Genomic DNA, 16,971 nt, shown 5'->3' on the forward strand with positions numbered 1-16,971 from the left:
CGATGATGCCACCGCGTTCACAGCTTTGCGGTCACCTAGGTGAAAGCGCGTGAAGTGATTACCCCAATAAAAAAAGCCACCCGACTTTTGGGTGGCTTTTGATGTCGCACAAAGGTGTGTGCAGTGGATCAGTCTGCGTAAACGCCTGCAGCCTGAATGATGGGACCCCACTTCGCGATTTCTGAAGCCACAAATTTCTTGTGCTCGACACCATCCACGCGCTTATCTGCCACGATGACGGCACCTAAAGCCTCTTGCTTCTTGATGAAATCGGGGTCCTTCAATGCGGCCTTCAAAGCTGCGTTGATTTTGGCGGTCGCATCTGCGGGCGTGCCTTTGGGAGCGTACAAACCATGCCAAATGGTGACTTCAAAACCTTTCAGGCCAGACTCTTGCAAGGTAGGCAAGTGCTTCAGAGCGGGTGTGGTCAAGCGCTTGCTTGTGGTCACAGCAAAAGCCTTGACAGTTTTGCCTTCGATTTGGCTGGTAGTGTTGGTGCTTTGGTCGCACAGCAAATCAATCTGGCCACCCATCAAGTCGTTCATCGCGGGCGCTGTGCCTTTGTAGGGCACGGTGGTCATGTCTGTCTTGATGGAGCTTTGGAACAACAAGCCGCACAGGTGTGAGGCAGCGCCCAAGCCCGCATTGCCCAAGTTGACCTTGCCTTTGTTTTGCTCAATCCAAACGGCCAATTCTTTGTAGGTCGTGGCGGGCAAGGTGGGACGACCGATCAAGGTCATGGGCACTTCGTTGACCATGCCCAAGTATTCGAAATCTTCCAAGGTGTTGTAAGGCATCTTGCGGTACAGCGCAGGCGATGTGGCCATGCCGATGTGGTGCAAGAAGATGGTGTGACCGTCTTGAGGTGCCTTGGCCACTTTGTTGGCGCCAATGGTGCCGCCAGCGCCAGCCACGTTTTCGACCACCACGTTGGCACCCAAAGGCTTGCGCATGGCTTCAGCCAAGTCGCGTGCCACGCGGTCCGTCGGGCCGCCTGCGGTGAAAGGCACCACGATGGTGACTGGCTTATCTTTGATCGGGAAATCTGCCGCTTGAACGCCAGTGATTGCAGCAAAAGCCAGCAGGCTCAGGGTAAACAGTTTTTTCACAAATATCTCCTTTTAGAACCCCAAATGGTAAAACCCGCGACACCGTTAAATGCCGCGGGTTTTACTTACTTTTTGACGATTTATGCACAAATGGCTCACTGGTAGGTGCGCGCGTCCTCAATCACCTTGCCATCGTTGGGCAAGCTGCCGATGGCCACGAAGCTAACGTCTGCGCGCAGCTTGGTGATGTCGCGCACGGCATCGCCAATTTTTTGCACCAAACCATCGGCCTCTGCGGCCTCAACTTTCAAGCTCATCTGGTCATTGGCCATCTCGCCCGTGACAACCAGTCGGGCGCGCGTGATTTCAGGGAAGCGCTTGACCACCTCGGCCACTTGGCCTGGGTGCACAAACATACCGCGCACTTTGGTGGTTTGATCGGCACGCCCCATCCAACCTTTGATGCGCACGTTGGTGCGGCCTGTCGGGCACTGACCCGGCAAGACAGCTGACAAGTCGCCGGTGCCAAAACGGATGAGGGGGTAATCGGGGTTGAGCGAGGTCACCACCAACTCGCCCACTTCACCTTCAGGCACAGGGTCGCCGGTGCCGGGGCGCACGATTTCAACAATGACACCTTCGTCCAACACCAAGCCTTCACGCGCTTCGGTTTCGTAGGCGATCAAGCCGAGGTCTGCCGTGGCGTAGCACTGATAGCCCGCAATGCCGCGTGCGGCCAACCAGTCACGCAAACTGGGGGGAAAGGCTTCGCCAGAAACCAAGGCTTTGGTGACGCTGGGCAAGGCCACACCCATGTCTGCGGCCTTTTCGACAATGATTTTCAAGAAGCTGGGCGTGCCGATGTAGCCCGCAGGCTTCAACTCAGCCATGGCGCCCACCTGTTGCTCGGTTTGCCCTGTGCCGCCCGCAAACACGGTACAGCCGATGGCATGCGCGCCGGTTTCCATCATCGAGCCCGCTGGCGTGAAGTGGTAGCTGAAGCAGTTGTGAATCAGCTCATGGGGACGAAACCCTGCGGCGTAAATCGCACGAGCCATGCGCCAGTAATCGGGACGTGCGCCTTCGGGCTCATAGATGGTGCCTGGGCTGGCAAACACGCGCGGCATGGCTTTGCCAAACGCAATGGCAGAAAAACCGCCAAAGATGTTGGTGGCGCGTTGGGCCTGTTGTTGCGCCAGCAATTCGTATTTGCGAATGACGGGGAGTTGGGCCAAAGCGGCACGGCTGTGAATGCTGGCGGCATCGACACCGGCCAACGAGGCCGCAAAAGCAGGTGCAGTTTTTTGCGCATGTGCCACTTGCTTTGGCAAGGCCGCCATCAAGGCCGCTTCGCGCTCCGCAGGGTTGCGCGTTTCAAGGGTGTCGTAATGTGAAGAGCTCGTCATGACTTGCATTCAAGGTGTGTGAAGTTACGCCAACCAACGTTTGCGGCGCTTGTAGCTCTTGGCGTCTTTGAAGCTCTTACGCTCACCGCCGCCCATGCCGAGGTAAAACTCTTTCACGTCTTCGTTGTTCGCCAAGTCAGAGGCGGCACCGTCCATCACGATGCGCCCCGACTCCATGATGTAGCCGTAGTCGGCGTACTTCAGCGCCATGTTGGTGTTTTGTTCGGCAATGAGGAAGGTGACTTTTTCTTTGTCGTTCAAGTCTTTGACGATGTTGAACACCTCTTCCACAATTTGTGGCGCCAAGCCCATCGAGGGCTCATCGAGCAACACCATGTTGGGGTTGGCCATGATGGCGCGACCAATGGCGCACATTTGCTGCTCGCCACCCGAGGTGTAGGCCGCCTGAGAGGTGCGACGTGTTTTCAAACGTGGGAAGTAGTTGTAGACCTTCTCCAAGTTGGCGGCAATCTCACCTTTGTCGCTGCGGGTGTAGCTGCCGGTGAGCAAGTTTTCTTCGATGGTCAAGTGGGCAAAACAGTGACGACCTTCCATGACCTGCACCACACCGCGCTGCACCAAATCGGCAGGCGTGAGGTTTTCAATGCGCTCGCCGCGAAACTCAATGCTGCCTTTGGTCACCGCACCGCGCTCGCCTTGCAGCAAGTTAGAAATGGCGCGCAAGGTGGTGGTTTTACCCGCACCGTTGCCGCCCAGCAAAGAGACGATGCTGCCTTCGGGCACTTGCAGCGAGACGCCTTTCAAAACCAAGATCACATGGTTGTAAATGACCTCGATGCCGTTGACGTTGAGAACGATGTTGTTGGCGCTCATAACTTACCTTGCTAAAAAAACGTTGCTGGTTGAACCAAACCTCAAACCCAAACATGTCGGGTGAGTTTGAGGTTTGGTGGCTCGCGAGAGCCACCAAACGATCAGCCGCTAGGGCTGATGTGCGTCAGGTTAAGACTGGCAATCCGCAGGGGTGCGGCGTGTCAGCTTTTTCTCAGCGGCGTACTTGTCGGCATATTGCTTGACCAACGGCTTGATGATGGAGTCATCGGCTTCGATCCAGTCAGAGCTGTAATTCCACTTTTTGCCGTCCCAGGTGTGCACACGGGCAGCGCGCGAACCTTCGTGGTCCAAGCACGAGGTGCTGAGGGGCTTCATGACGGTGCCCAGGCCGAGCTTGTCGAGCGCCTTTTGGTCCAAGGTCAAGTTTTCCAAACCGTAACGAATTTGCTCGCCATTCATGACCTTGCCTTTGCCATAACGGCTTTGGGCTTGACGCACGCCTTCAACCGCCAACGCAGCGCTGACCATGCCGCGGTTGTAGAGGGTGGTGCCCACTTCTTCCGCAGGGCCTGTGCCCATCTTTTTGCCGTGCACATGGGTCTTGATGTCAGCAATGACTTTGCCGCCTTCGCCAGTGGCGACCAAACCGTTGTAGCCCTTGGCAGCGTCACCCACGTCTTTGACGTCTGGCTCAGCAGCAGACCACCACACGCCGTACATTTTTTCGCGTGGGTAACCTGTGGCGACGGCTTCTTTCAAAGCGGCCGAGTTCATCACACCCCAGCCCCACAGCAAGACGTAGTCAGGACGGGCTTGACGCACTTGCAACCAAGTGGCTTTTTGCTCGACACCAGGTGCCGTCACAGGCAAGAGTTGCAGGTCAAAGCCTTGCATCTTGGCGCGCTCTTGCAAAAGGGGAATCGGCTCTTTACCGTATGGGCTGTCGTGGTAGACCAAAGCAATTTTCTTGCCCTTGATGTTGCCACCTTCTTTTTTGGTGATGTGCTGCATCAAGATGTCAGCACCAGACCAATAAGTACCCATCAATGGGAAATTCCACTTGAACACTTGACCGTCGCTGGATTCTGAACGGCCATAGCCGCCAGTGATGAGCGAGTTTTTGTCGTTAGGCGCTTTTTCAGTCAAAGCGAAGGTGATGCCAGTCGACAAAGGCTGGAACACTGCGCCTTGTGACTTGCCTTTGAGTCGTTCGTAGCACTCCACGCCACGGTCCGTGGCGTAAGCGGTATCGCACTCTTCGTAGGTGATCTTCACGCCGTTGATGCCGCCATCGCGTGCATTGATCAGCTTCAAGTAGTCCGCGTAACCGTTGGCCCATGGCACACCGTTAGGCGCGTATGCGCCGGTGCGGTAAGGCAGCACGGGAAAGAACTGCTCTTTGGCTTGCGCCTGAGCCGAGGTAGTGATCAAAGCACTGGATATACCAGTCGCAGCGACGGCCACAGCCATCATGAGGGAACGAATTTTCATTTTGAAGTCTCCTTAGAAAAATTATGCAAACACCCGAAAAACGAATCAGTGTGGGAAGGGCCACAAACGCAACTTTTGCTTGCCCATGCTCCACAACTTAGCCAAGCCATGAGGCTCAACGATCAAGAACCAAACAATCAATGCACCGAAGATCATTTGCTCGGCATGGGTCAATGCCGCAGTGCTGACCTCAAGGCCCACCATGGCACCCAGCGAAGGCAGCACCAAGTTGATAACGATCGGCAACACGATGATGAACGCGGCCCCAAAAAAGCTGCCCATGATGGAGCCCATGCCACCCAAAATGACCATGAACAACAGCTGGAACGAACGGTCCACCGAGAACGCAGCTGGCTCCCAAGAACCGAGGTAAACAAAGGCCCACAAAGCGCCAGCCACACCCACGATGAACGAGCTGACCGCAAAGGCGCTGAGCTTGGCGTACATGGGGCGAATGCCAATCACGGCGGCCGCCACGTCCATGTCGCGAATGGCCATCCACTCACGACCGATGGCACCACGCACCAAGTTTTTGGCCAGCAAGCCAAACACCACCAAGAAGCTCAAGCAAAAAACGTACTTTTCAAATGGTGTGTTGACGGACAAGCCAAACACCTGCAAGTCAGACACGGAAGCGGTGCCCGATGCCGAATCGTTGGTGAACCACTTGATACGCAAAAACGCCCAGTCGCAGAAGAACTGCGCAGCCAATGTCGCCACGGCCAAATACAAACCCTTCACACGCAAGCTAGGAATGCCAAAGAACATACCAACCAAGGTAGCAAAGAACCCACCCATCAGAATCGCCACGATGAGCGGCATGCCGTCAATGCGGACAAAGAAGTTGTAGGCAGCATAGGCACCCACCGCCATGAAGGCACCAGAACCCAAAGAGATCTGACCGCAATAGCCCACCAAGATGTTCACCCCCAAAGCGGCAAGCGACAAGATGAGGAAAGGAATCAAAATGGCGCGCAGCATGTATTCGTCAGCGAGCATGGGCACGCCGATGAAGGCGAAGGCAATCAGCAGCAACACGCCAATGCGGTCTTGCGTGATCGGGAAGATCTGTTGATCTGCCTTGTAAGTCGTTTTGAATTGACCGTTTTCTCTGTAAAACATGTTTCTTTTCCTTACACGCGGTCGATGATTTTTTCGCCAAACAAGCCTTGTGGACGAACCAACAAGAAGCCCAAGGCCAAAACGTACGCGAACCAAATTTCAATGCCGCCGCCCACGTACGGGCCGAGGAACACTTCCGACAATTTCTCGCCCACGCCGATGATCAGGCCACCGATGATGGCGCCCGGCACAGAGGTCAAGCCGCCCAAAATCACCACGGGCAAGGCACGCAGAGCGACGGTGGACAGCGAGAACTGCACGCCCAACTTGGAGCCCCAAATCATGCCGGCGACCAAAGCCACCACACCGGCCACGCACCAAACGATGACCCAAATGCGGTTGAGCGGGATACCAATGGACTGGGCCGCTTGGTGGTCATCGGCCACCGCACGCAGCGCACGACCGGTGGTGGTTTTTTGGAAAAACACACTGAGCAACGCCACCAAGCCAGCGGCGATGAACGCTGCCACCAAGTCCTCTTGGTTGATCATGATGCCGCCGTCGAAGGTGGACTCCATGAGCATCCAAGGTTCTTTGGGCATGCCCACGTCGATCTTGTAAATGTCGCTGCCGAAGATGGATTGACCCAAACCGTCGAGGAAGTAAGTGATACCCAACGTGGCCATCAACAAGGTGGTGCCTTCTTGGTTGACCAAGTGGCGCAACACCAAGAACTCAATCACCCACGCCACCACAAACATCACAGCAGCAGCGCCGGCGAAGGCCAGCAAGTTGACGAGCACAAAGTTGTCGATGCCAGTGAGCGCAGGAATCCACTCACCAAAGCGGGCCATGGCCAGCGCAGCAAACAAGACCATCGCACCTTGCGCAAAGTTAAACACGCCAGAAGCTTTGTAAATCAACACGAAGCCGAGGGCGACCAACGAATACAGCATGCCTGCCATGAGGCCGCCGAAAAGGGTTTCAAGAAAAAATGCCATGTTCTTGTCCTTAGTGAGAAGTGCCGAGGTAAGCGCTGATGACTTCCTCGTTGTTACGCACCTCATCGGGGGTGCCGTCGCCGATCTTTTTGCCGTAGTCGAGCACGACCACGCGATCAGAAATGTCCATCACCACGCCCATGTCGTGTTCGATCAACACGATGGTGGTGCCGAACTCGTCGTTCACATCCAAGATGAAGCGACACATGTCTTGCTTCTCTTCGACGTTCATACCGGCCATGGGCTCGTCGAGCAGCAACACTTGGGGTTCGAGCGCCAGCGCACGGCCCAAGTCCACACGTTTTTGCAAACCGTAAGGCAACTGGCCGACGGGCGTTTTGCGGAAGGCTTGAATCTCCAAAAAGTCGATGATGCGCTCCACCTTTTCGCGGTGCATCATTTCTTCTTTTTCAGCGGGACCGATGCGTAGAGCTTGCATCAGGATGTTGCTCTTCATGCGCAGGTTGCGACCGGTCATGATGTTGTCGAGCACGCTCATGCCTTTGAACAAGGCCAAGTTTTGGAAGGTGCGCGCAATGCCCATGGTGGCCACTTGGTGGCTGTCCATATGCCCAAAGGTTTGACCACGGAAGGTGATGGAGCCTTCTTGTGGCGCGTACACACCGTTGATGCAGTTCAGCATCGAGCTTTTGCCCGCACCGTTGGGGCCAATGATGGCGCGCACTTCGTGCTCTTTGACGTTGAACGAAATGTCGGTCAGCGCTTTGACACCACCGAAACGCAAACTGATGTTTTTGACGTCAAGAATGACGTCGCCGATTTTCTTGCTCATGCTGCTTTCCCCACAGGCGCGAAGGTATTGGCGTCAGACAGCTTGAGCGTGGCGCTCACGCTGCCGGTACGGCCGTCTTCAAACTTCACCACGGTTTCAATGAATTGCTCGGTCGCGCCGTTGTACAGGGCACCTACCAAGGCGTCGTACTTTTCGGCGATGAAACCGCGGCGCACTTTGTTGGTACGGGTGAGTTCACCGTCGTCTGCATCGAGTTCTTTGTGCAACACGAGGAAGCGGCTCACTTGGCTACCGGCCAACAGCTCGTCAGCGGCCAGATCAGCGTTGACTTTCTCAACGCACTCTTTGATCAACTGATACACCTCTGGCTTTTGCGCCAAGTCGGTGTAACCGGCGTAAGGCAAGTTGCGACGCTCGGCCCAGTTGCCCACGGCGTCCATGTCGATGTTGATCATCACGCACACTTTTTCGCGTTGATCGCCATAGGCCACCACTTCTTTGATGTGTGGGAAGAACTTGAGTTTGTTCTCGACGTACTTCGGTGCAAACATGGCACCGTCGTTGGCGCCACCTTTGATGCGGCCCACATCTTTGACGCGATCAATGATTTTCAAATGGCCATGCGCATCCAAGAAGCCCGCATCGCTGGTGTGGTACCAGCCATCGGCGGTCAGCACTTCGGCGGTGGCTGCGTCGTTCTTGTAATAACCCTTGAGCAAACCGGGCGACTTGACCAAGATCTCGCCGTTGTCAGCCACCTTGATTTCAACGCCCGCACAAGGCACGCCCACGGTGTCGGCGCGCGCTTCGTGATCGGGCTGCAAGCAAACGAACACGGCGGTTTCTGTGGAGCCATAGAGCTGCTTCAAGTTCACACCGATGGAGCGGTAGAAGCTGAACAAGTCTGGGCCAATCGCCTCACCCGCGGTGTAGGCCACGCGCACGCGGCTCATGCCAAGGTTGTTGCGCAGCGGGCCGTACACGAAGAAGTTGCCCAAGGTGTAGAGCAAGCCCCCCAGCAAACCAATCGATTGGCCAGACATTTTGGTGGGGCCGTATTTGCGAGCCACATCCATGAAGAAATGGAACATGCCGCGCTTGAGTGCGCCTGCGTCTTCCATGCGAATCATCACGCTGGTGAGCAAGCCTTCAAACACGCGGGGTGGCGCGAAGTAATAGGTGGGGCCGACTTCTTTCAAATCGATGGTGACGGTGGCTGCCGACTCGGGGCAGTTCACCACATAGCCGCAGTACAACCACTGCGCATAGCTGAAGATGTTTTGGCCAATCCATGCGGGTGGCAAGTAAGCCAGCACGTCCTCTTCAGAGGTGAGCTTGTCAAACTTCGCACCCGCTTCGGCACGGTTGATCAGCGAGTAATGCGTGTGGACCACGCCTTTGGGATTGCCCGTGGTGCCAGAGGTGAAGAACATGGCGCCCACGTCTTGGGACTTGGCTTTTTCGACTTCCGCACGGAAGAACGCAGGATGTTGCTTGGCATACACCTCACCTGCGGCCAGCAGCTCATCGAGCGAGGCCAAGCCCGGTTCGTCGTACTTGCGCAGACCGCGTGGGTCATCAAAAAAGATGTGCGCAATTTGTGGGCACTGCTCGCGAATTTCGAGCAACTTGTCGACCTGCTCTTGGTCTTCCACCACGCAGAAGCGCACTTCGGCGTTGTTGAGCGGGAACACACATTCAGGGCCTGCGGCATCTTGGTACAACGGAATGGGAATCGCGCCCAATGACTGCGCGGCCAACATCGTGGCGTACAGGCGAGGACGGTTAGAACCGACCACCATCAAATGCTCACCGCGCGTCAAACCGGCTTGGTGCAAGCCGCACGCCATGCGCTCCACCAAATGGGCCATGTCAGCCCAAGTGGTGGTTTGCCAAATGCCGTATTCCTTCTCGCGCATGGCGGGAGCCTGTGGGCGCTCGCTGGCATGTTTGAGTAACAGTCGGGGGAACGTGGTCTGCATTCCGAGTCCTTGTTCAAATGTTCAATTTCGACGAATGTGGCTGTCTCGTTTGAGACGAGATAACCAAGTTGGGCGCGATCGTAGGACGATGTTTGACGCCAAGTTGTCGTTTCGACGACAATCTAGGGTAGACACCTACGAGGACTTACCCGAGTCTTACCTCTCAAAAAGACAGTGATAACTTAGGACTTCTATGGCGACAGAATCCAGCGTTTTTCAACGACGTCGCGCACCCAGCGCCGCTGAAACCAGCCAAATTCCATGGCTGGCTTTGCTCACGCCGGAGGAGCGCGCGCGCATCACGCCCCAACTGGTGGTGAGTGACCCCATGCCCGGCGATTACGTGTGCCGCATGGGTCGCTCTGCGACGTTCTGGTTTGGCGTGATCGAAGGCTTGCTCAAGATGAGCACCGACAGCGCGAGCGGGCGCACCATCACCTTCACCGGTGTGCCGCCGGGGGGCTGGTTTGGCGAAGGTACGGCCATCAAACGCGAGCCCTACCGCTACAACATCATGGCTTTGCGTCGCAGCGTGGTGGCAGGCTTGCCCATCGACACGTTTCATTGGTTGCTGGACAACTCCATTGGCTTCAACCGCTTTGTGATGAACCAACTCAACGAGCGTTTGGCGCAGTTCATCGAAGCCCGCGAGATTGATCGCTCCAACAACCCCGATGTGCGTGTGGCGCGCAACTTGGCCGCGCTGTTTAACCCAACTCTGTTTCCGGGCGTGGGCGAAATGCTGCGCATCACCCAGCAAGAACTGGCATATTTGGTGGGGCTGTCACGCCAACGCGTCAATGTGGCCCTCAACACCTTGCAAGAGCAAAGCGCAATTCGCATTGAATACGGCGGCATGCGCGTGCTCGACTTGACCGCCCTTCGCGCCTACGGCACAACGACCTAAGCGGCGAACGCTGGGCCGCCACTCGTTAAACTCATCGCCTTACTTGCACCGCTTATGTCAGACACACCTCAAGAACTCACACGACTCAACAAACGCATGGCCGAACTCGGCCTGTGCTCACGCCGCGAGGCCGATGCGTGGATTGAACAAGGCTGGGTGTTGGTCAATGGCCGCCCCGCTGAAATGGGCGTGAAGGTTGGCCCCCAAGACCGCGTTGAGGTGGACCCACGCGCCAAGGGCCACCAAGACACACAAGTCACGATTCTTTTGCACAAGCCCATGGGCTATGTGAGCGGCCAAGCCGAAGACGGGCATGAGCCCGCCATCATGCTGATCAACCCGCGCACGCATTGGGCGGGCGACTCGTCCAAACGACGCTTCACGCCCCCACACTTGCGCAGCCTCGCCCCTTCGGGCCGACTCGACATCGACTCCACGGGCTTGTTGGTGTTGACGCAAGACGGCCGCGTGGCACGCCAATTGATTGGCGAAGACTCGGAAATGGAAAAAGAATATTTGGTGCGCGTGACCTACACCGGCCACGAAAACACCGCCGCGGCCACCGCCGCATCTGCCACGTATGGCGGCAGAGCCAACCAGCTCAGCGCCATTGGCGACCACGACCGCGTGACCAACAACGTGCAGGCTGTGTTTCCGAAGGCGCAGCTCGAACGCTTACGCCACGGCTTGAGCTTGGACGGCAAACCTCTCAAACGCGCACAGGTGGAATGGCAAAACCCAGAGCAGCTTCGCTTTGTGTTGACCGAAGGCAAAAAGCGCCAAATTCGCCGCATGTGCGAACAAGTCGGCCTACAGGTCGTTGGACTCAAGCGCATCCGCATCGGGCACGTCCAACTGGGGCAACTGCCTGCAGGGCAGTGGCGCTACCTGGGTGCTCACGAGCGCTTTTAAGTTGCGCTCATTTCCCGCGTTTGATGCCTCTTGAAATTGAGGCTAGCGCCCCGCATCTTGGGGCGTTGTTTTTTGTAATTTAGTTTTTGAAGACCATGACCAAACAAACCCATTCCTTCCAAGCCGAAGTCTCACAACTACTGCACCTCGTCACGCATTCGCTGTATTCGAACAAAGAAATCTTCTTGCGCGAGTTGGTGTCCAACGCCTCTGACGCCTGCGACAAGCTGCGCTACGAAGGCCTGAACAACGATGCTTTGTTTGAAGGCAACGCCGACCTCGAAGTGCGCGTGAGCTTTGACAAAGACGCCCGCACCTTGACCATTGCCGACAACGGCATTGGCATGAGCCAAGAAGAAGCCATTGCCCACCTCGGCACGATTGCCAAGAGCGGCACACGCGAATTCATGGGCAAACTCAGCGGCGACCAAAAGACCGATGCCAAAGACCAAGGCGCTTTGATTGGCCAGTTTGGCGTGGGCTTTTACTCGGGCTACATCGTCGCGGACCGCATCACGGTGGAATCACGCCGTGCTGGCCTGAAGGCCAGCGAGGGTGTGCGCTGGAGCAGCACCGGCACAGGTGACTTTGAGGTGGAGACCATCACCCAAGCGGAGCGTGGCACCAAGATCATCTTGCACCTGCGTGACGACGCCGAGGAATACCTGAGCGCTTGGAAGCTCAAATCGGTCATCAACAAATACTCTGACCACATCTCTTTGCCTATCCGTATGCGCAAAGAAGAATGGAAAGACGGCGAGCTCATTGAAGGTGACCCCTCCGGTGGTCGTCAACCTGGCGAAATGGTGTTGACCGACGAATGGGAAACCATCAACCAAGCCAACGCGCTGTGGGCTCGCGCTAAGAAAGACGTGACGGACGAGCAGCACACCGAGTTCTACAAACACATCAGCCACGACTTTGAGCCACCTTTGGCTTGGAGCCACAACCGTGTGGAAGGCAGCACCGAGTACACCCAGCTGTTGTACATCCCCAGCAAAGCGCCGATGGACTTGTTCAACCGCGACAAAAAAGCGGGCTTGAAGTTGTACGTGAAGCGCGTGTTCATCATGGACGACGCAGAAGCGCTGATGCCCTCTTACCTGCGCTTCATCAAAGGCGTGGTGGACTCAGCCGATTTGCCACTGAACGTGAGCCGTGAGTTGCTGCAAGAAAGCCGCGATGTGAAAGCCATTCGCGAAGGCAACACCCGCCGTGTGTTGGCCGTGTTGGAAGACTTGGCCAAGTACGACAAAGCCCCCGTGGCGGGCGGCGATGGCGTGACTGACGCGACAACCGAAGGTGTCACTGACGTTTTAAGCGACGAAGACAAAGCCAAGCAAGGCAAGTACAGCCAGTTCTACGCGGAGTTTGGCTCCGTGCTGAAAGAAGGCTTGGGCGAAGACTTTGCCAACAAGGACAAACTCGCCAAGTTGTTGCGCTTTGCCAGCACCAGCACAGACGCCGTGAGCGTGTCTTTCGCCGACTACAAGGCACGCATGAAAGAAGGCCAAGAGGCCATCTACTACATCACCGCTGACACACTGGCAGCAGCCAAGAACAGTCCACAACTCGAAGTGTTCCGCAAAAAGGGCATCGAAGTGCTGTTGATGACCGACCGCGTAGATGAGTGGGCTTTGAACTTTGTGCAAGAGTTCGACGGCACGCCGTTGCAATCTGTGGCCAAAGGTGCTGTGGACTTGGGCTCCTTGCAAGACGAGGCCGAGAAGAAAGCGGCGGAAGATGCCGCTGAAGCATTCAAGCCTGTGTTGGCCAAGCTCAAAGAAGCACTCAAAGACAAAGCCGATGACGTGCGCGTGACCACCCGCTTGGTCGACTCCCCCGCCTGCTTGGTGGTGAAAGACCACGGCATGTCCATGCAACTGGCCCGCATGCTCAAGCAAGCGGGTCAACAAGCGCCTGAGATGAAACCTATCTTGGAAGTGAATGCAGAGCACGCCTTGGTGAAGAAGCTCAGCGGTGACGCCAACCCCAACTTCAACGACTTGGCGCACATCTTGTTTGACCAAGCTTTGTTAGCCGAGGGTGGTTTGCCCGAAGACCCTGCCGCCTATGTGAAACGGGTGAACGCACTCTTGGTGTAAAACACCGTCCATGACACACATGGACACCCCTCACCCCGCGTTGCTAGACGACTTGAAGGCCAACACACACGTGTTGGCCTTTGACATTTTTGGCACGGTCGTCGACTGGCATGGCAGCATCGTGCGCGAAGTGCAAGCGCACTACCCGTCTGTGGATGCCAATACATTTGCTTTGGCTTGGCGAGCGGGCTACCAGCCTGCGATGGCGCGCGTGCGCTCTGGCGAACTGGGCTGGACGCGCATTGATGAGCTGCATCGTTTGATTCTGGATGACTTGCTGCCCAAGTTTGGCTTAGCGCATTTGAGTGAGTCTGAACGGATGCATCTCAACCGCGTGTGGCATCGCTTAGAGGCTTGGCCAGACAGCGTGGCAGGACTTGAACGACTCAAACAAAAATTCACCATCTGCACCTTGTCCAACGGCAACCTTGGTTTGCTGACCCACATGGCCAAGCGTGCAGGGTTACCTTGGGACTGCGTGCTCTCTGCAGAAGTGTTTCGGGCTTACAAGCCGGACCCCGCCACGTACCTTGGCGTTGCCCAAGTGTTTGATTTGTCAGCGCAGCAAGTCATGCTGTGCGCGGCACACCATGACGATTTAGCGGCGGCGCGTGCTTGCGGCTTGCGCACCGCCTACATTGAACGCCCTTTGGAGTTTGGTGCATCGCAACCCAAAGATGTGTCGCCTCAGGCAGGCAACGATTTGCATGTGCGCGACATTCATGCGCTTGCCGATGCGTTGGGTTGCTAAGTCCCGTTAAACGTAGAGCGGTTCTTCTTGCATGGCTTCGCATTGCTCCACCAACATGTGCGTTTGCCCCGCCCAATAGTCACTGCTGCCAAACCATGAGAAGTGCTGTGCGAACGCAGGATCGTCCTTGCGACGCGCTAGCCAAGCGCTGTAATGGATCAATCGCAAGCTACGCAGTGGCTCAATCAACGCCAACTCATGACGATTGAGTTCACGCATCTGCTCGTACCCATCGAGCAACATCGACAGCTGCTGCGTGCGCTCCTTGCGATCGCCGCTGAGCAGCATCCATAGGTCTTGGATTGCGGGGCCCATGCGTGCATCATCCAAATCTACAAAATGAGGGCCACCATTGGGCAAGTCTGTGGGTGTCCACAAGATGTTGCCTGGGTGGCAGTCACCATGCAGCCGGATGTGATGTGCCGGATGTTCGGCGAATTTTTGCGTCGCGATGTCGATGGCTTGGTTGCACACGGCCAACCATTCTGTTTGCTGATCCAGCGGCATGATGTTTTGCGCCATCAACCAGTCACGTGACTCAACGGCAAATGTGTGCACATCCAATGTTGGACGCGTCGCGAAATGACGCTGTGCGCCCACGTTGTGGATGCGCGCGATAAAACGACCTATCCACTCCAGCACCTCGGCATCATCGAGCTCAGGCATTCGCCCACCCCGACGTGGACTCACGCTGAATGCAAAGTCATGCGTGTGGTGCAAGGTTTTGCCATGCAGCGTCAGCGGCCCCACCAAGGGAACCTCTTCTGCCATCAACTCGGCAGCAAAGCTGTGCTCTTCCAGAATCTGCGCGTCCGTCCAACGCTCTGGCCGATAAAACTTTGCAACCACCGAGGCGTTGTCATCGAGCATGACTTGGTAGACGCGGTTTTCGTAGGAGCTCAGGGCTGTCAATCGTCCATCGACGGCCAGCCCTAAGTCAGACAGTGCATCAAGCACCACGTCAGGTGTGAGGGCGTCGTAGGCGTGTTTCATGCGCGTCTCATCAAACACCCCAAACTACCTCAACATGAGCGGCTTGCGCTCGCTTCAACATGTCAATGAAGGGCGTGGCGCGTTGCCTCAAGGAGACATGGCGAGACGGTTCCTCATGGTGGCTGTTCACGTCTGTTGCGTCAGAACTTTGAGACTTTTCTGCAGCCAATCTCGCGGCTTCTGCTTTGGCAATCTCTTCAGCGTGTATGGCATCATGCAAGCGCTGAATGGCCTGCGCCATCTCGTCAGGCAAGACAATGCCTTGAGCGCCGGGCTCTTTACCAATGAGGGACAAGACCTGACGAGCATGCGGCTCCAACATGATCAAGTCACTGGTTTCTTTGGATTTAAATTTGTACAACATCGTGACATTGTGCGCCGTTGAGACAAACGATCACAGCGTTTTTTGGAGTGCAGTGCGAAAGGCCGATGGATTTTCAAACTGCACCCAGTGCCCTGCATTTGGGATGACTTGGAACGTCGCGAGGGTATGCAACACCTCGGGTACACGCGACAGCGTGTTGACGTATAAAGCATCTTGTGCTCCCCAAATACCATGAACAGGACACTGCCACTGCGTTTGCACTTTGGCCAACACGTCCGTGCGTGCAATGCGTCGTCGGCGCATGCGGTCTCGATCGACATTGATCATCTGTAAATCAATGATGTCTTCCGTGACGCACTCTGTATTGGCCAACATCATGGCGTTTAAGTTGTGCCGATGCACCGCGCGACGCTGCGCGTCAGTCATTGAATCCAACATGCCACGCATCGGTAAATTTTCGACCATCAAACCCAACCCCGGCACACCGACCAGCACCAAGGTAGAGGCTAAATGTGGGTAGTGAGCAGCCATCAATCCCGCCGTCATCCCCCCAAATGAAAAGCCAACGATATCGACAGCGATTTGTTGAAACGTCTCCGACAGTATGTGAGCAACATAAGGCACCAAATCATCGGCATCTTTCACTTGGCTTGGCAAGGCAGAGTCTCCGAAACCCGGCATATCGAGCGCCCAGACTTCACGATCCTGTGAGAGGTCTAAAACGTTGTTGACCCAATGTGTCCAACTTCCTGAGCCGCCATGCAAGAGCACCAAGGGCTTGGCGTTGAGAACGCGTATGGGTCGCCAAACATGCCAGACCGCAGAGCCCCATGGCAGAGACATCTCAATGCGTTGTGCATGGCCAAGTGCGGTTTGAACAAGTGACATACGTTCAGACAAAGAAAAACGCCCACTGTGAAGTGGGCGTTTTAAAGTGGTTGCGCGAGTAGGATTTGAACCTACGACCTTTGGGTTATGAGCCCAACGAGCTACCAGGCTGCTCCATCGCGCGTCAAGAGGATTAGTATAACCTATTAAGCTGCTGTATCAGTAGAAACTTCAGAATCATTTTCTGAACGCTCAACCAACTCAACGAAAGCCATGGGCGCATTGTCACCCACGCGGAAACCCATTTTCAAGATACGTGTGTAGCCACCTGGACGAGCGTTGAAGCGTGGGCCCAACACATCGAACAATTTGACAACGCTGTCACGGTCGCGCAAGCGGTCAAATGCCAAACGGCGGTTAGCCACTGTTGGCACTTTGGCCAAAGTGATCATGGGTTCAATCACGCGACGCAGCTCTTTGGCTTTTGGCAATGTTGTTTTGATGGCCTCATGCTCGATGAGCGAGTTCATCATGTTGCGCAACATAGCCAAGCGGTGTGAGCTGGTGCGGTTGAGTTTACGAAGTCCGTGTCCGTGACGCATTTTGAATT

General features: G+C 55.9%; 16 protein-coding genes and 1 tRNA gene. 4 read left to right on the plus strand and 13 right to left on the minus strand.

Annotation, left to right across the window (positions count from 1 at the left end):
* Positions 1-128: 128 nt before the first annotated feature.
* From C5F52_RS17660 to C5F52_RS17695, 8 genes are all read right to left on the minus strand, one after another.
* Positions 129-1,109, minus strand: coding sequence for a tripartite tricarboxylate transporter substrate-binding protein (locus C5F52_RS17660; RefSeq protein ID WP_104799684.1), 981 nt, complete (start codon positions 1,107-1,109; stop codon positions 129-131).
* A gap of 95 nt (positions 1,110-1,204) precedes the next feature.
* Positions 1,205-2,455, minus strand: a complete 1,251-nt coding sequence (locus C5F52_RS17665) for a phenylacetate--CoA ligase family protein (RefSeq protein ID WP_104799809.1) — start codon at positions 2,453-2,455, stop codon at positions 1,205-1,207.
* 24 nt (positions 2,456-2,479) lie between these two features.
* Positions 2,480-3,289, minus strand: coding sequence for an ABC transporter ATP-binding protein (locus tag C5F52_RS17670; protein ID WP_104799685.1), 810 nt, complete (start codon positions 3,287-3,289; stop codon positions 2,480-2,482).
* Positions 3,290-3,418: 129 nt separating this feature from the next.
* A complete protein-coding gene (locus tag C5F52_RS17675) occupies positions 3,419-4,741 on the minus strand; it encodes an ABC transporter substrate-binding protein (RefSeq protein ID WP_104799686.1) in 1,323 nt (440 codons plus the stop codon).
* A 45-nt stretch (positions 4,742-4,786) separates the two neighbouring features.
* Complete coding sequence (locus C5F52_RS17680) at positions 4,787-5,863, minus strand: branched-chain amino acid ABC transporter permease (protein ID WP_104799687.1); 1,077 nt, start codon at positions 5,861-5,863, stop codon at positions 4,787-4,789.
* Positions 5,864-5,874: 11 nt separating this feature from the next.
* On the minus strand, positions 5,875-6,804 hold the full coding sequence (locus C5F52_RS17685; RefSeq protein ID WP_104799688.1) for a branched-chain amino acid ABC transporter permease: 930 nt from the start codon (positions 6,802-6,804) through the stop codon (positions 5,875-5,877).
* A 10-nt stretch (positions 6,805-6,814) separates the two neighbouring features.
* Positions 6,815-7,597, minus strand: coding sequence for an ABC transporter ATP-binding protein (locus C5F52_RS17690; RefSeq protein WP_104799689.1), 783 nt, complete (start codon positions 7,595-7,597; stop codon positions 6,815-6,817).
* Complete coding sequence (locus C5F52_RS17695; RefSeq protein WP_104799690.1) at positions 7,594-9,540, minus strand: long-chain fatty acid--CoA ligase; 1,947 nt, start codon at positions 9,538-9,540, stop codon at positions 7,594-7,596. The genes C5F52_RS17690 and C5F52_RS17695 overlap by 4 nt, the downstream gene beginning before the upstream one ends.
* Positions 9,541-9,733: 193 nt before the next feature.
* Here C5F52_RS17695 and C5F52_RS17700 point away from each other — a divergent pair, with 193 nt between their 5' ends.
* From C5F52_RS17700 to C5F52_RS17715, 4 genes are all read left to right on the plus strand, one after another.
* On the plus strand, positions 9,734-10,447 hold the full coding sequence (locus C5F52_RS17700) for a Crp/Fnr family transcriptional regulator (protein ID WP_104799691.1): 714 nt from the start codon (positions 9,734-9,736) through the stop codon (positions 10,445-10,447).
* A gap of 54 nt (positions 10,448-10,501) precedes the next feature.
* Entirely contained in the window at positions 10,502-11,359 is an 858-nt protein-coding gene (locus tag C5F52_RS17705) for a pseudouridine synthase (RefSeq protein ID WP_104799692.1), read from the plus strand.
* A gap of 95 nt (positions 11,360-11,454) precedes the next feature.
* On the plus strand, positions 11,455-13,464 hold the full coding sequence (gene htpG, locus C5F52_RS17710; protein ID WP_104799693.1) for a molecular chaperone HtpG: 2,010 nt from the start codon (positions 11,455-11,457) through the stop codon (positions 13,462-13,464).
* 19 nt (positions 13,465-13,483) lie between these two features.
* Positions 13,484-14,215: a haloacid dehalogenase type II gene (locus tag C5F52_RS17715; RefSeq protein WP_104799810.1), complete on the plus strand. Its 732-nt coding sequence runs from the start codon at positions 13,484-13,486 to the stop codon at positions 14,213-14,215.
* Positions 14,216-14,221: 6 nt separating this feature from the next.
* Here the strand turns inward: C5F52_RS17715 and C5F52_RS17720 are convergent, their stop codons facing one another.
* From C5F52_RS17720 to rplQ, 5 genes are all read right to left on the minus strand, one after another.
* Positions 14,222-15,208 (minus strand): serine/threonine protein kinase, encoded by a 987-nt coding sequence (locus C5F52_RS17720; RefSeq protein ID WP_104799694.1) that lies wholly within the window; start codon positions 15,206-15,208, stop codon positions 14,222-14,224.
* A gap of 10 nt (positions 15,209-15,218) precedes the next feature.
* Positions 15,219-15,572, minus strand: coding sequence for a DUF1840 domain-containing protein (locus C5F52_RS17725; RefSeq protein ID WP_104799695.1), 354 nt, complete (start codon positions 15,570-15,572; stop codon positions 15,219-15,221).
* Positions 15,573-15,602: 30 nt separating this feature from the next.
* Positions 15,603-16,304: an alpha/beta fold hydrolase gene (locus C5F52_RS17730; protein ID WP_236657916.1), complete on the minus strand. Its 702-nt coding sequence runs from the start codon at positions 16,302-16,304 to the stop codon at positions 15,603-15,605.
* A gap of 164 nt (positions 16,305-16,468) precedes the next feature.
* Positions 16,469-16,545, minus strand: a tRNA-Met gene (locus C5F52_RS17735).
* 22 nt (positions 16,546-16,567) lie between these two features.
* Positions 16,568-16,963 carry a 50S ribosomal protein L17 gene (gene rplQ, locus C5F52_RS17740; protein WP_104799697.1) on the minus strand — a complete coding sequence of 132 codons (396 nt, stop codon included), beginning with the start codon at positions 16,961-16,963 and terminating at the stop codon, positions 16,568-16,570.
* Positions 16,964-16,971 lie beyond the last annotated feature (8 nt).

Source organism: Limnohabitans sp. TS-CS-82 (genome assembly GCF_002943475.1).

Coding starts and splice junctions, on each gene's coding strand:
- C5F52_RS17705 (WP_104799692.1), top strand. CDS start 10,502: ATGTCAGACACACCTCAAGAACTCACACGACTCAACAAACGCATGGCC.
- C5F52_RS17700 (WP_104799691.1), top strand. CDS start 9,734: ATGGCGACAGAATCCAGCGTTTTTCAACGACGTCGCGCACCCAGCGCC.
- rplQ (WP_104799697.1), bottom strand. CDS start 16,963: ATGCGTCACGGACACGGACTTCGTAAACTCAACCGCACCAGCTCACAC.
- C5F52_RS17725 (WP_104799695.1), bottom strand. CDS start 15,572: ATGTTGTACAAATTTAAATCCAAAGAAACCAGTGACTTGATCATGTTG.
- C5F52_RS17680 (WP_104799687.1), bottom strand. CDS start 5,863: ATGTTTTACAGAGAAAACGGTCAATTCAAAACGACTTACAAGGCAGAT.
- C5F52_RS17690 (WP_104799689.1), bottom strand. CDS start 7,597: ATGAGCAAGAAAATCGGCGACGTCATTCTTGACGTCAAAAACATCAGT.
- C5F52_RS17675 (WP_104799686.1), bottom strand. CDS start 4,741: ATGAAAATTCGTTCCCTCATGATGGCTGTGGCCGTCGCTGCGACTGGT.
- C5F52_RS17670 (WP_104799685.1), bottom strand. CDS start 3,289: ATGAGCGCCAACAACATCGTTCTCAACGTCAACGGCATCGAGGTCATT.
- C5F52_RS17685 (WP_104799688.1), bottom strand. CDS start 6,804: ATGGCATTTTTTCTTGAAACCCTTTTCGGCGGCCTCATGGCAGGCATG.
- C5F52_RS17720 (WP_104799694.1), bottom strand. CDS start 15,208: ATGAAACACGCCTACGACGCCCTCACACCTGACGTGGTGCTTGATGCA.
- C5F52_RS17665 (WP_104799809.1), bottom strand. CDS start 2,455: ATGACGAGCTCTTCACATTACGACACCCTTGAAACGCGCAACCCTGCG.
- C5F52_RS17695 (WP_104799690.1), bottom strand. CDS start 9,540: ATGCAGACCACGTTCCCCCGACTGTTACTCAAACATGCCAGCGAGCGC.
- htpG (WP_104799693.1), top strand. CDS start 11,455: ATGACCAAACAAACCCATTCCTTCCAAGCCGAAGTCTCACAACTACTG.
- C5F52_RS17715 (WP_104799810.1), top strand. CDS start 13,484: ATGGACACCCCTCACCCCGCGTTGCTAGACGACTTGAAGGCCAACACA.